Consider the following 12,252-nt stretch of genomic DNA (forward strand, 5'->3'; position numbering starts at 1 on the left):
GAGCCCTCAGCCGACGCCGACCGGATGCTTGGTCACCTCCGGCACGCGCATCGTCACGAGTTCCTCGGCCGCCGTCGGGTGGACCGCGATAGTCCGGTCGAAATCGGCCTTCGTGGCGCCCATCGTCACCGCGATGCCGACCGCCTGGATGACCTCGCCGGCGTCATGGCCGAAGATGTGGACGCCCACCACCCGGTCGCTCGCGCAATCGACGATGACCTTCATCAGGATACGCTCCTCGCGGCCGGAGAGCGTCGCCTTCATCGGGCGGAAGCGCGCCTTGTAGATGTCGATCTTGCTGTAGATCTCCCGCGCCGCCGCCTCACTGTGGCCGACGACCCCGATCTCGGGGGTCGAGAACACCGCGGTGGGGATCAGGCGGTGATCGACGCAGGACGGCTTGCCGCCATAGACCGTGTCGGCGAAGGCATGACCCTCGCGAATTGCCACCGGGGTCAGGTTGGCGCGATTGGTCACGTCGCCGACCGCGTAGATCGACGGGACCTTGGTCTGCGAATACGCATCCACCGGGATCGCCCCGGCGCCGTCGAGGTCGATGCCGACCCGGTCGAGGCCCAGGCCCTCGACATTGGGCCGCCGTCCGGTGGCGATCAGGACCTGATCGACGGCAATCTCGGCGCCGTCGTCGAGCCGGGCGCAGAGGGCACCGTCCCGCCGCTCGATGCCCGTGAGGGTACGGCCGAGCCGCAGGTCCATCCTGTGGCCATAGGCCTCCGCAAGGGCGTCGCGAACCTCGTCGTCGAACCCGCGCAGCAGCCTCTCGCCCCGGTGCAGCAGGGTCGTGGCGCTGCCCAAAGCCGCGAACACACCCGCGAACTCGACGGCGATGTAGCCGCCGCCGATCACCAGAATGCGCCCCGGCAGGCTCTCCAGCTCGAACACCTCGTTCGAGGTAATCGCCAGTTCGATGCCGGGCACGGCCGGCTCCTTCACCGGGTGGGCGCCGACCGCCACCAGGATCCTCTCCGCCCGGATGACGCGGCCCGACTTCAGCAGTCGCACCGTGTGCGGATCCTCGATCACGGCCCGCTCGGGCACGATCTCGACACCGGCCCGGATCAGGTTGGCGTCGTAGATACTTTCGAGCCGGGTAACCTCGGCGTCGCGGCGCTGCTTGAGCTTCGCCCAGTCGAAGCGGGGCTTCTCCACCGTCCAGCCGAAGCCGGCGGCGTCCTCGAACTCGTCGGCGAAGCGGCCGGCATAGACCATCAGCTTCTTCGGGACGCAGCCGCGGATCACACAGGTCCCGCCGACCCGGTACTCCTCGGCCAACATCACCTTGGCACCGTACCCCGCCGCGATCCGCGCCGCGCGCACGCCTCCCGAACCGCCGCCGATGACGAAGAGGTCCACGTCGAAAGCACTCATGCGGGGCCGTCCATCCTGGGGGTCGTCGCCACGCGCGGCCGGGACGCCTCGCGCATCCACGAGATGGCAGCGCCGAGACCCGCCGTCCACCACGCCGCCCAGCCGTTGTGCTCCACGAAGGCGATCGCGACCGCACAGGCGACGAGGCCGAGCGCCGCCGCACGGTCGGGCTGCTCCAGCCGAGAGATACGGCTCAGCATCAGCATCAGGGTCAGCGCCGCGAGGAGCGCGCCGGGCAGGCCGAGCTCGGCCCAGACCTGGAGGAAGCTGTTATGCGGATGCCCGACCGCGAGGAGCACGCGCATCTCGGGTGCGAGCGTCTGCGCGGCCGGGGTCTCGGCGAAGCGCGCGCTCGTGCCGAAACCCGCCCCGCGCCAGGGATCGGCCGCCACCGCCGCGCCGAAGCTGCGCGCGATCGCGACCCGCGCCCGGGAGGAGGATTGCACGAGACGCTCGTGCGCCGATTCGGGCATGATGTGGGCCAGGAGATCGCCCTCGACCGGGGCGAGCGCCACCGCGAGACCGAGGCCCAGACCGGCGAGGCCGATTCCCGCCCGCCGGGGCAGCAGGCGGCCCGCCGCGAATATCGCGCCGCCGGCGAGCAAGCCAAGCTGGGCGGCGCCGCTGATCGAGCGCAGCACGCCCAGCGCCGCGAACACCAGCGTGACCGCCGCGAGGCCGCGATTGCGCTGCCGCCAGAGGACCAGGGCGAGCGGGCCGGCCACGAGGTCGAGGGTGAGCGCCGGCCGGTTGTGCACGAAGGCGGCGGTCCGATGCCCCAGGGCCCGTTCCAGGGCGAGATCGGAGGCCAGATCCACGGCGATCAGCAATCCGGCGAGCGCGATCGAGGCGGCCCCGAGACGCGGCGCGCAAGCCGGGATCCGGCCGGGGGCGAGGCAAGCCAGAATATAAGCCGCCGTGAGCGCCGGCAGGAACTCGCGCGCCATCCGCAGCGACACGGCGGGGAACGGGCTCCAGGCGAGCGAGACGAGGCACCACGCCAGGAACGCGAGCGCCGCTCCGCCGAGAGGGGTGGCGAGCGGTGCCAGGAGCCGGCGCGCCGCGTCGCGCCGGTCCTCGATCCCGCGCCCCGCTAGGAATGCGAGGGCGGCGAGCCCGATCACAAGCGGGCTCGACCGATTGGCCAGCACCATGGCGAGCGGCATGACGGCGAGGCAAACGCCGCCCGCGGCGTAGAGGCGGCCGGGTACACTCATCGGGGCAACGTCACGGCGATCCGCTCGCGCGAGCGGACACGCTCACTGCATCTGGTGCCCGCGCTTGCCCATTTCGGCGCGGACGCGGACCATGACGTATTCCGACACGTCCTGCGTCCAGTCCTGCATCTCCTGCACCATCTCGTCGAGGAGTTGCGGCTGCGCCTCGACGTAGTGCTTGCCGGCGGGCGAGCGGAAGAAGGTCGCGATCTCCTGCAGCTCGGCCTCCGAGAATTTTGTCGCGTAGGTGCGGGCCGCGATGTCGATCATGCGCTGCTTCTGCAGCTCCATCTCGGGCTGCAGCGAGGCCAGTACTTCATCGAGATCCTTGGCGAGTTCCGGCCGGGTGACGGATTGCTTGCGGATCTGGTCGGCGAAGGCAGGCAGCACCGAATCGAACGAGCGGGCGATGCCGGAGCTGAGCATCACCTCGCGGGCCAGGGCGAGATGGTTCGGGGTCATGGCCGGTGCCGCCGGCGTGTTGGCGGCGGGCGTGCTGGGCTGGGCCGCAGGCTTTGCCGGTGCCGGCTTATGAGCTTGGGCGACGGCAACGGAGGGAAGCGCGAGGCCGAGCGCGAGGCCGAGCGCGGCGGTGAGGCGTCGGGACATGCTGGGTTGATCCTGCGAGGATGGCTTGCGGGGTAAGCGGCGCCTCAGGCGAGGCTGCCGAGAACGGTGATGTCGGCTTGCCCGTCCCGTACGGCCGCCAGGATCGCGGCGTCGGCGATGCCGAGGAACAGACCGTGCTCGACGACCCCCGGTATGGCCCAGAGCGCCGCGCCGAGCGCCTCGGGATCGGGGATCGCGCCGAGATGGGCGTCGAGAATGTGATGGCCGCCATCCGTGAGAAGGGGCGCGCCGTCGGGACGCTGCCGCAGCCGGACGGCGCCGGAGCAGCCGGCACTCGCGACAGCCCGCTCCACGGCCCGGTGGGTGGCGGTGAGGCCGAAGGGGTTGACCTCGATCGGCAGCGGGAAGGCCCCGAGCCGATCCACGCGCTTGGTCGCATCGGCGATCACGACCATGCGGTGGCTCGCGCAGGCGACGATCTTCTCCCGCAGGAGCGCTGCGCCGCCGCCCTTGATCAGCCGTAAGCTGTCATCGACCTCGTCGGCGCCGTCGATCGTCAGGTCGAGCTCGGGCTGCTGGTCGAGGGTGGCCAGACGGATGCCGAGGCCCTCCGCCTGCGCCCGCGTCGCCTCGGAGGTCGGCACGCCGAGGATGTCGAGGCCGTCACGGACCCGCTCGCCCAGCAGCGCCACGAAGGCGGCGGCCGTGGAACCGGTGCCGAGGCCGAGCCGCATGCCGGGCTCCACGAGGTCGAGGGCGCGCGCCGCTGCGGCCCGGCGCAGGTCGGGCGCGCTCACTGGGAGCGAGCCCGGTCGACGGGGTGAAGCGAGGGGGCGCACGTCATGGGCCGGTCTTTCCGCGAAGATCGCGCGGCCCCTAGCACGGGACTCGGCCGACCGGAACGCCCGCTCCGACAATGCTGCGTCAAAAGCGGCCGCCTTGAGCCGGCGTGGCGCTGGCGCCGGCCCGGCCGGGGGCTGGCCCGGTCAGCGGCGCGTCGGTGGCGCCTTCCGTCCCCGGCTTGCCCTGCTGGGTGCAGACGACCTGCTCCTTTTTCACCAGCACGAAGCAGATGCTCATCTCGCCGGTCCGGTAATTGACCCGGAAGACGCCGGCCTCGCGGGTGTGACGGCTCGCCACCAGCCCGTATTCCGAGGGCGTCTGCGGTCCGGCGCCTTCCCCGGCTCCGAAGCAGACGGTCTGGCCGATGCCGCCCGCCGATTCCTGGAGGCCGTACTGGCAAGATGTGACCTCGCCGGTCACCTTGTCGACCCGGTACATGCGGTTCAGGTCGACCTGCGGGGCCGGCACGAACTCGTAGGAGGTCGCGGCCGCCGGCGCGACGTGGAGCACCGCGCAGGCGGCCAGGAGAAGCAGGGACGGTTTCATCGTTGATTCCGGGGCGGGGACGCGCAGCCTTTCGCCGGGCTTTCGGGCGAGTCTGGGGCGCCACCCTTGATGATCCGCCGGATCCGGCGAGACGCGGCGGCGCAGGGGTGCCGGCTTGCCGATGGCGGCGCCCCCCGGTAGCGAGGCCCGTGCCAGCCAGGAGCTCCTTCGCTATGTCCGCCGCTTCCACGACCCGTCCGCCCATCGCCGTGTTCGACCTCGACGGCACTCTGGCGGAGACCGCGGGGGACCTGATCGGCACGCTGAATGTGCTGATGCGGCGCGAAGGCCTGCCCGAGCTTCCGCTGTCGCAGGCCCGCGGACTGATCGGCGCCGGCGCCAAGGCGCTGATCCGGCGTGGTTTCGAGGCGGAAGGACGTGCGCTGTCCCCGGAGGATCACGAGCGGCTGTTCGAGGCCTTCATCGCCCATTACGGTGAACACCTCGCCGACACGTCGCACCTCTACCCCGGTGTCGTCGAGGCGCTCGACGCGCTGGAGGCCGACGGTTACCGCCTCGCGGTCTGCACCAACAAGTACGAGGGTCAGTCGATCGAGCTGCTGCGCCTTCTCGGGATCGGCCACCGCTTCGCGGCCATCTGCGGCCGCGATACCTTCCCCCAGTTCAAGCCCGATCCGCGCCATCTCACCGGAACGATCGAGCGCGCCGGCGGCGATCCGGCCCGGGCCGTGATGGTGGGCGACTCCCGCACGGACATCGACACCGCCAAGGCGGCCGGCATCCCGGTTGTCGCCGTGACCTTCGGCTATACCGACCGGCCGGTGACCGAGCTCGGACCCGACCGGGTGATCGAGCATTTCTCCGCGCTTCCCGCAGCAATCCGGGACTTGGCGCCGGCAAAAGCCGCGTGAGGCGTCAGCCTAGCCAGCGCCGAAGCCGGGCTACGGCTTCGTGGCACTCGGCTTCCGAGCCCGCGAACGAGAACCGGACGTGGTGGCTGCCGAGATCCGGGTCGAAGTCGAGGCCCGGCGTCGCCGCGACATGGGCCTCGTCGAGCATCCGCCGGCAGAAATCCGCAGCGTCGTTGGTGAGCTTCGCCACGTCCGCGTAGAGGTAGAAGGCGCCATCGGCCGGGTGCACGCGCCCGAGGCCGAGGCCCGGCAGCGCGTCGAGCAGGATGGCGCGGTTGCGCGCATAGCCGTCGCGGACGGCGTCGAGTTCCTCGGTCGCGTCGAAGGCTGCTAGCGCCCCGATCTGCGACAGGTAGGGCGCCGAGATGTAGAGGTTCTGCGCCAGCCGCTCGATCGGGCGGACCAGGGCTTCCGGCACCACCATCCAGCCGACACGCCAGCCGGTCATGCAATGGTACTTCGAGAAGGAGTTGATCACGACCGCATCGGGGTCGAAGCGCAGAGCCGTCACGGTGGGCAGGCCGTAGCTGAGGCCGTGATAGATCTCGTCCGAAATCAGCGGCAGGCCGAGGCTGCGGGTCGCGGTGCAGAGGTCCCGCAGGGCCGCCTCCGTGATGACGGTGCCGGAGGGGTTGGCGGGGCTCATCACCAGCGCGCCAGAGATCGGTGCCCGTGCGTGGGTCTCGCGCAGGAGCGCTGCGGTCGGGGCGAACCGGTCCTCCGGGCGCAGGACCATCGGGGCCGGCACGAGGTCGAGGGCGGCCAGGATGTTGCGATAGGCCGGATAGCCCGGCTGCGGCACGGCGACACGTGCGCCGGCATCGAACAGGCTCATGAAGGCCAGCACGAAGCCCGCCGACGACCCCGTGGTGATCACCACCCGCTCCGGCGGCACCGAGACGCCGTGACGCTCGGCGTAGTCCCGGGCGATGCGCGCGCGCAAAGCCGGCAGGCCGAGGGCCTCGGTGTAGGGGACACGCCCGGTCGCCAGAGCATTTTGCGCCGCCGCGATCACCGCGCGCGGGGCCGGGGCCGAGGGCTGGCCGACCTCCATCCGCACCACGTCGGCACCGGCCCGCGCCTTGGCGGCGGCGGCGGCCATCACGTCCATGGCGAGGAACGGCTGGACGGCGGCGGCGCGGCTGGAGATCGGGGTCATGGGCTCCTTCTCTGTGCCGGATGCGGCGGCACGGCCGGGGCCATCCGGCGAGGCCCGCGAGCGTAGTTCGCCACCCGGGAGGCCTCAACCGCGCGGTGCGGCGGCACTGCTCGCGCGGAACCGATTCGTGACACGCGCATCCGATTGACCCAATGCCGTGAAAACGCCAAACCCAGCGCCTACCGCTCGCGCTCAGTGCGGGCCGGCTTGCCCCGCAAGCGAGGATCCATGCCGTTCATCCGCCCCCTGCCCGCGCTGGCCCTGGCGCTCGGCCTCGTCGCCGTTCCTGCCCTCGCGCAGACTGCCGGGGCGCCCGCCGCCTCCCCGTTCACGGACGCGCAGCGTGCCGGGATCGAGGCGATCGTGAAGGATTACCTCGTCAAGCACCCCGAGGTGCTGCAGGAGGCGATGGCCGAGGCCGAGAAGCAGCAGGCCGAGACGCAGCGTCTCGCCCAGGCTGCCGCCCTCAAGGAATCGCGCGACGCGCTCCTGAACGGCCCGCACGATGTCGTGGCGGGCAATCCGTCGGGCGACGTCACGATGGTCGAGTTCTTCGATTACAATTGCGGCTACTGCCGCAAGGCCCTGGGCGACGTCCAGGCGCTGATCAAGTCCGATCCTAAGCTGCGGGTCGTGATCAAGGATTTCCCGGTGCTCGGCCCGGAATCGCTGGAGGCCAGCCAGGCCGCCGTCGCGGTGCGCCAGCAGCTGAAGGGCGATAAGCTGTTCGAATTCCATCAGAAGCTGCTGGAAACCAAGGGCCGCGTGAACGGAGCCCGGGCGATCCAGGTCGCCAAGGATATGGGCGTCGACGTCGCCAAGCTGCAGAAGGACATGGCCTCCCCCGAGGTGAAGGCGGCGCTCAGCGAGAACCGCGGCCTCGGTGACCGGCTCGGCCTGTCGGGCACGCCGGCCTTCATCATCGGCGACGAGGTGATCCCCGGCGCGGTCGGCGTCGATCCGATCCGCAAGACCATCGCCGACGTGCGTCAGTGCGGCCACGCTTCCTGCTGAGGGAACGGGCCTTTCAGTGGCTCGTAGCAAAGGCGGGTGCGGCCTTGTCGCGCCGCACCGCCTTCGTCTAAGAGCCGCCAGCCGCAGGGCCGTCTTCCGCCGCCGACTCGATGGACGGACCGACGCGCCGCGATACGAAGTAGGCCGGATGCCAAAGAACGACGCCATCGATCCCGAGCTCGTGCGCGAGCTCGCAAACCTCGTCACTGAGACGGGCCTCTCCGAGATCGAGGTCGAGAAGGGCGACCTGCGCATCCGCGTCGTGCGCCGGCTCGAACCTGTGAGCGTTCAGGTCGCGGCGGGTGCGCCCGTGGCCGCCTTCGCTGCGCCCCCGGCCCAGTCGGCACCTTCGGCGCTGGCTCCAGCCGAGCCGCCGCGGACGCAGGCCGGTACGGTGCCCTCGCCGATGGTCGGGACCGCCTATCTGCGGCCCTCCCCCGACGCCAAGGCGTTCGTGGATGTCGGCGCGAAGGTCGAGGTCGGCGACAAGCTGTTGCTGATCGAGGCGATGAAGACCTTCAATGAGATCGTGGCACCCCGTGCCGGCACGATCAGCGCCATCTTCGTCGAGGACGGACAGCCGGTCGAGTTCGGCGAGGCCCTGCTCGTCATCAGCTAAAGCGCTCTCCGACGCAGGGGACACCGGTTCGGCGCAAGAGAGCGCGTCACAACAAGGGGTTAGAGCCGCGCACGATTGCTACGCGATCGGGCATGACTCTAGGCTGTCCGTCGGCACGACGCCGCTTAACCAGAGGATAGAGCCTCCTGTGCGGTTCGGTATCGCCAGGACGCCCTAACGGGTCCGATGTTCGACAAGATCCTGATCGCGAACCGGGGTGAGATCGCCCTGCGCATCCTGCGGGCGGCAAAGGAACTCGGGATCGCCACCGTGGCGGTCCATTCCACGGCGGATGCCGACGCCATGCACGTCCGGCTCGCCGACGAGAGCGTCTGCATCGGGCCGCCGGCGGCGCGTGACAGCTACCTGAACATCCCGTCGATCATCGCGGCCTGCGAGATCACCGGGGCGGACGCGGTCCATCCCGGTTACGGCTTCCTGTCTGAGAATGCCCGCTTCGCCGATGTGCTGGCGCACCATCAGATCGGCTTCATCGGCCCGAAGGCGCAGCACATCCGCACCATGGGCGACAAGATCGAGGCCAAGCGCACGGCGCTGAAGCTCGGCATCCCCTGCGTGCCGGGCTCCGATGGCGGCGTCGAGGATATCGATACCGCCAAGCGGGTCGCCGCCGGGATCGGCTACCCGGTTCTGGTCAAGGCGGCGGCGGGCGGCGGCGGGCGCGGCATGAAGGTCGCGCGCACCGAGGCCGACCTGGAGCAGGCGATCGGCATGGCCAAATCTGAGGCGAAGGCCGCCTTCGGCGACGACGCGGTCTATCTCGAGAAGTACCTCGAGAAGCCTCGGCACATCGAGGTGCAGGTCCTGGGCGACGGCCGCGGCGGTGCCGTGCACCTCGCCGAGCGCGACTGCTCGCTCCAGCGCCGCCACCAGAAGGTCTGGGAGGAAGGCGGCTCGCCCGCCCTCAACGAATCGATGCGCGCCGAGATCGGCGGCATCTGCGCCAACGCCATGAAGGAACTCGGCTATCTCGGCGCCGGCACCGTCGAGTTCCTGTACGAGGACGGCAAGTTCTACTTCATCGAGATGAACACCCGCATCCAGGTCGAGCATCCGGTCACCGAGATGATCACAGGGATCGATCTGGTGATCGAGCAGATCCAGGTCGCGTCGGGCGGCGCCCTGTCGGTCAGCCAGTCCGACATCAAGGTCGAGGGCCACGCCATCGAGTGCCGGATCAACGCCGAGCACCCGGAGACCTTCCGGCCCTCGCCGGGCGAAATCACCCATTACCACACGCCCGGTGGACTGGGCGTCCGCGTCGATTCCGCGGCCTTCCAGGGCTACCGGATCCCGCCGAATTACGATTCGCTGATCGGCAAGCTGATCGTGCACGGCCGGACCCGCAACGAATGCCTGATGCGTCTGCGCCGGGCGCTCGACGAGTTCGTCATCGACGGCATCGACACGACGCTGCCCCTGTTCCGGACCCTGGTCCGCAACCCGGACGTGCAGAACGGCCAGTATGACATCCACTGGCTGGAGCATTTCCTCGAAGACGGTGGCATGAAGGTCTGACCGGGCTGCGGCGACCGCGGCATCCGGTCCCCTCTGGTCTTCGCGTCGGACACGCGCGACATTCAGGCCATGCACGACAGCCACCGCGTGGACATCACCCCCGAGATCCTGCTGAAGGCCTACGCGGCGGGCATCTTTCCGATGGCCGAGGACGCGCACGACCCGACCCTCTACTGGGTCGAGCCGAAGGCCCGCGGCGTGCTGCCCCTGGACGCGTTCCGCGTTCCCAAGCGCCTCGCCCGGACGGTGCGGTCCGACCAGTTCGAGGTGCGGTGCGATACGGATTTCAACGGCATCATCGACGGCTGCGCCGCCCCCCGCCGCGACAGCGAGCGGACATGGATCAACGGCCGCATCCGGGAGCTTTACGGGGCGCTGTTCGATGTCGGCCACGTCCACACGGTCGAGGTCTATGCGGGCGACGACCGGCGGCTGGTCGGTGGCCTCTACGGCGTTTCGCTCGGGGCGGCCTTCTTCGGCGAGAGCATGTTCCACGAGGTTCGCGACGCCTCGAAGGTCGCGCTGGTGCATCTCATGGGCCGCCTGCGCGCCGGGCATTACCGGCTCGCCGACACCCAGTTCGTCACCGATCACCTCGCGCAATTCGGCGCGGAGGAACTGCCGCGGCATGTCTACAAGCGCCGCCTCGCCGCAGCGCTGGACGAGGTCGCCGACTGGAACGTCTGGCCGGGGGACGGCTCGGTGACGGGGGCGCGGGTTCTGGAGGCGCTGGGCGACCAGGGCGACGCTTAGAGCGCTCTCCGTCGCAGTGGACACCGGTTCGGCGCTAGAGAGCGCGTCACAACACGAGCTTGGAGCCGCGCACGATTGCAACGCGATCAGGCACGACGCTTAAGCAGGTGCGGCTCGCTCAGCGGAACAGCGCGTCGAACAGGTTCTGCGGCTGCTGCGGAGGCGGCGGGGCCGGCGCCGGACCCTCGTTCGACGGGAAAAACTTGCGCGAGGGCTTCTGACGGGGCTGAACCGGCACGCCGCGCGGCGCCTCGACATCGACCTGGCCGGCAGCGTTGAGCTGCTGGGCGGTCTTGGTGCTGTCCTTGCCTGCGCGCTTGGTCTTCTCCGGTTTGGCCGCGACGGCGGGAACGTCCTCCTGCTCCTTTGCCTCGGCGATCACGTCGGCGCCGCCTTTGCAGTCGACCAGCCAGACATCGTAGATCGGGTGTTCGATCGCGTGCAGCCCGGGGCTCGACGCGAACATCCAGCCGGTGAAGATCCGGCGATACTTGTTGTCGAGGGTGACCTCGTCGACCTCGAGGAAGGCCGTGGTCTTGGGGCTCTCGGTCGGCGGGCGCGTGTAGCAGACCCGCGGGGTCAGCTGCAGGGCGCCGAACTGCACGGTCTCGTCGACCGCAACCTCGAACGACACGATCCGGCCGGTGATCTTGTCGAGGCCGGAGAACACCGCGGTCGGGTTCTTGATCTTATCGGCCGCAGCCGGCCCGGCCAGAACGGCGAGCGCGAGGCTCGGGGCAAGCACCGAGCGTGCGAGGGCGATGATGCGGCTCAAGGCGCGGATCCCGTGGCGAGGGAGGCCGGCCGCGCCAATGGATGCGCGGCGGATATGTCGAGTAGTCCGCCATCAACACCGGAACGGTGGCGGCAAAAGGGCGCCTGAGCCGCCCTGCGATGGCGGTTATTCGCCCGGGGTCCAGGACACGTAATCGCCGGTCGCCGCCGGGCGCTGGCCCCAGGAGAGCTGCGAGCCCTGCGGCCGATAGGCGTTCGGCGTGCCGGTCTGGTTCTCCATGTGGGGCTGCTGCCATGCGCGAGGTTGGTAATTCTCCTCGCTCGGCGCGACGTCGACGTTGTGGCAGAGCCAGCCGCGCCAGCCGGGCGGCACCTTCGAGGCATCGGCGTAGCCGTTATAGACCACCCACCGGCGCTCGGAGCCGACGGAGCGGTCGATCAGCGCCCCCTCCGCCTTATAGTATTTGTTCCCGAAATCGTCCTCGCCGACGAAGATGCCGGTGCGCGCGGTCTGGAGCGCGAGGGAAACGGTCTGGCCGTTCCACCACGTGAAGACGCGCAGCAAAGTGTCCTTCAGCGCCATCGCCGGTCCCGGAATCGTCTCGCGCCGCACGGACGCTGTCTGGCGCCGTTATGGTGACCGCGCGCGCGTGAGTCCAGCGCGCCGTCGGATGTGTCGCTGCGTGGCAGCGTCAATGGACGGTTTGCGCAGGAGCCCTGAAATCACAGGCGCGTGACGCTGTGAATCCAAAATATTCCCGAACCGAATCTCGGAAGCTGGAACGACACTTACGCAGGCCCCAAACGATATCCACAGGATTCTCCGAGCCGGCACAACATCTAGCGTGGAACTGTGCCGCAGGACACCACTTGTTGACGTGAGAGCCGAGGAAGCGGTATTCTCGCTGTATCGGTCGCGCACCGGAGTGGCGTGTGCAGCAGGGGCGGCCGTTCCAAGATTTCGTATGCGTGGCCGGGGTCCGCTCAACCTATGGG

General features: G+C 69.7%; 13 protein-coding genes. 5 read left to right on the top strand and 8 right to left on the bottom strand.

Annotation, left to right across the window (positions count from 1 at the left end; all coding sequences use genetic code 11):
• Positions 1-6 precede the first annotated feature (6 nt).
• From gor to MKK84_RS14995, 5 genes are all read right to left on the bottom strand, one after another.
• On the bottom strand, positions 7-1,389 hold the full coding sequence (gor, locus tag MKK84_RS14975) for a glutathione-disulfide reductase (protein ID WP_243920946.1): 1,383 nt from the start codon (positions 1,387-1,389) through the stop codon (positions 7-9).
• Complete coding sequence (locus MKK84_RS14980) at positions 1,386-2,606, bottom strand: O-antigen ligase family protein (RefSeq protein WP_243920948.1); 1,221 nt, start codon at positions 2,604-2,606, stop codon at positions 1,386-1,388. The genes gor and MKK84_RS14980 overlap by 4 nt, the downstream gene beginning before the upstream one ends.
• Positions 2,607-2,648: 42 nt before the next feature.
• Complete coding sequence (locus tag MKK84_RS14985; protein ID WP_243920950.1) at positions 2,649-3,215, bottom strand: DUF2059 domain-containing protein; 567 nt, start codon at positions 3,213-3,215, stop codon at positions 2,649-2,651.
• A 44-nt stretch (positions 3,216-3,259) separates the two neighbouring features.
• On the bottom strand, positions 3,260-3,973 hold the full coding sequence (gene rpiA / locus MKK84_RS14990; protein WP_243920952.1) for a ribose-5-phosphate isomerase RpiA: 714 nt from the start codon (positions 3,971-3,973) through the stop codon (positions 3,260-3,262).
• Between the two features lie 127 nt (positions 3,974-4,100).
• Positions 4,101-4,565 (bottom strand): hypothetical protein, encoded by a 465-nt coding sequence (locus MKK84_RS14995; protein ID WP_243920954.1) that lies wholly within the window; start codon positions 4,563-4,565, stop codon positions 4,101-4,103.
• Between the two features lie 173 nt (positions 4,566-4,738).
• Between MKK84_RS14995 and gph the strand changes: the two genes are divergently transcribed.
• Positions 4,739-5,437, top strand: coding sequence for a phosphoglycolate phosphatase (gph, locus tag MKK84_RS15000; RefSeq protein WP_243920956.1), 699 nt, complete (start codon positions 4,739-4,741; stop codon positions 5,435-5,437).
• A gap of 4 nt (positions 5,438-5,441) precedes the next feature.
• Here gph and MKK84_RS15005 read toward each other — a convergent pair whose 3' ends face one another.
• A complete protein-coding gene (locus MKK84_RS15005) occupies positions 5,442-6,596 on the bottom strand; it encodes an aminotransferase class I/II-fold pyridoxal phosphate-dependent enzyme (protein WP_243920958.1) in 1,155 nt (384 codons plus the stop codon).
• Positions 6,597-6,824: 228 nt separating this feature from the next.
• Between MKK84_RS15005 and MKK84_RS15010 the strand changes: the two genes are divergently transcribed.
• The 4 genes from MKK84_RS15010 (at position 6,825) to aat (ending at position 10,521) form a co-directional block, all read left to right on the top strand.
• A complete protein-coding gene (locus MKK84_RS15010) occupies positions 6,825-7,610 on the top strand; it encodes a DsbA family protein (protein WP_243920960.1) in 786 nt (261 codons plus the stop codon).
• Positions 7,611-7,758: 148 nt separating this feature from the next.
• Complete coding sequence (gene accB / locus MKK84_RS15015) at positions 7,759-8,229, top strand: acetyl-CoA carboxylase biotin carboxyl carrier protein (protein ID WP_243920962.1); 471 nt, start codon at positions 7,759-7,761, stop codon at positions 8,227-8,229.
• A 186-nt stretch (positions 8,230-8,415) separates the two neighbouring features.
• Positions 8,416-9,768 carry an acetyl-CoA carboxylase biotin carboxylase subunit gene (gene accC / locus MKK84_RS15020; RefSeq protein ID WP_243920964.1) on the top strand — a complete coding sequence of 451 codons (1,353 nt, stop codon included), beginning with the start codon at positions 8,416-8,418 and terminating at the stop codon, positions 9,766-9,768.
• 69 nt (positions 9,769-9,837) lie between these two features.
• On the top strand, positions 9,838-10,521 hold the full coding sequence (aat, locus tag MKK84_RS15025; RefSeq protein WP_243920965.1) for a leucyl/phenylalanyl-tRNA--protein transferase: 684 nt from the start codon (positions 9,838-9,840) through the stop codon (positions 10,519-10,521).
• 118 nt (positions 10,522-10,639) lie between these two features.
• Here aat and MKK84_RS15030 read toward each other — a convergent pair whose 3' ends face one another.
• Both MKK84_RS15030 and MKK84_RS15035 read right to left on the bottom strand, forming a co-directional pair.
• Positions 10,640-11,296, bottom strand: coding sequence for a DUF2155 domain-containing protein (locus tag MKK84_RS15030; protein ID WP_243920967.1), 657 nt, complete (start codon positions 11,294-11,296; stop codon positions 10,640-10,642).
• Positions 11,297-11,422: 126 nt separating this feature from the next.
• Positions 11,423-11,839, bottom strand: a complete 417-nt coding sequence (locus tag MKK84_RS15035; protein ID WP_243921347.1) for an NADH:ubiquinone oxidoreductase subunit NDUFA12 — start codon at positions 11,837-11,839, stop codon at positions 11,423-11,425.
• Positions 11,840-12,252 lie beyond the last annotated feature (413 nt).

The sequence above is a fragment of the Methylobacterium sp. E-065 genome, assembly GCF_022829605.1.
In the GTDB taxonomy this organism is placed as follows: domain Bacteria; phylum Pseudomonadota; class Alphaproteobacteria; order Rhizobiales; family Beijerinckiaceae; genus Methylobacterium.

Coding starts and splice junctions, on each gene's coding strand:
- MKK84_RS15035 (WP_243921347.1), bottom strand. CDS start 11,839: ATGGCGCTGAAGGACACTTTGCTGCGCGTCTTCACGTGGTGGAACGGC.
- gor (WP_243920946.1), bottom strand. CDS start 1,389: ATGAGTGCTTTCGACGTGGACCTCTTCGTCATCGGCGGCGGTTCGGGA.
- MKK84_RS14980 (WP_243920948.1), bottom strand. CDS start 2,606: ATGAGTGTACCCGGCCGCCTCTACGCCGCGGGCGGCGTTTGCCTCGCC.
- accC (WP_243920964.1), top strand. CDS start 8,416: ATGTTCGACAAGATCCTGATCGCGAACCGGGGTGAGATCGCCCTGCGC.
- MKK84_RS15010 (WP_243920960.1), top strand. CDS start 6,825: ATGCCGTTCATCCGCCCCCTGCCCGCGCTGGCCCTGGCGCTCGGCCTC.
- MKK84_RS14995 (WP_243920954.1), bottom strand. CDS start 4,565: ATGAAACCGTCCCTGCTTCTCCTGGCCGCCTGCGCGGTGCTCCACGTC.
- MKK84_RS15005 (WP_243920958.1), bottom strand. CDS start 6,596: ATGACCCCGATCTCCAGCCGCGCCGCCGCCGTCCAGCCGTTCCTCGCC.
- gph (WP_243920956.1), top strand. CDS start 4,739: ATGTCCGCCGCTTCCACGACCCGTCCGCCCATCGCCGTGTTCGACCTC.
- MKK84_RS14985 (WP_243920950.1), bottom strand. CDS start 3,215: ATGTCCCGACGCCTCACCGCCGCGCTCGGCCTCGCGCTCGGCCTCGCG.
- aat (WP_243920965.1), top strand. CDS start 9,838: ATGCACGACAGCCACCGCGTGGACATCACCCCCGAGATCCTGCTGAAG.
- accB (WP_243920962.1), top strand. CDS start 7,759: ATGCCAAAGAACGACGCCATCGATCCCGAGCTCGTGCGCGAGCTCGCA.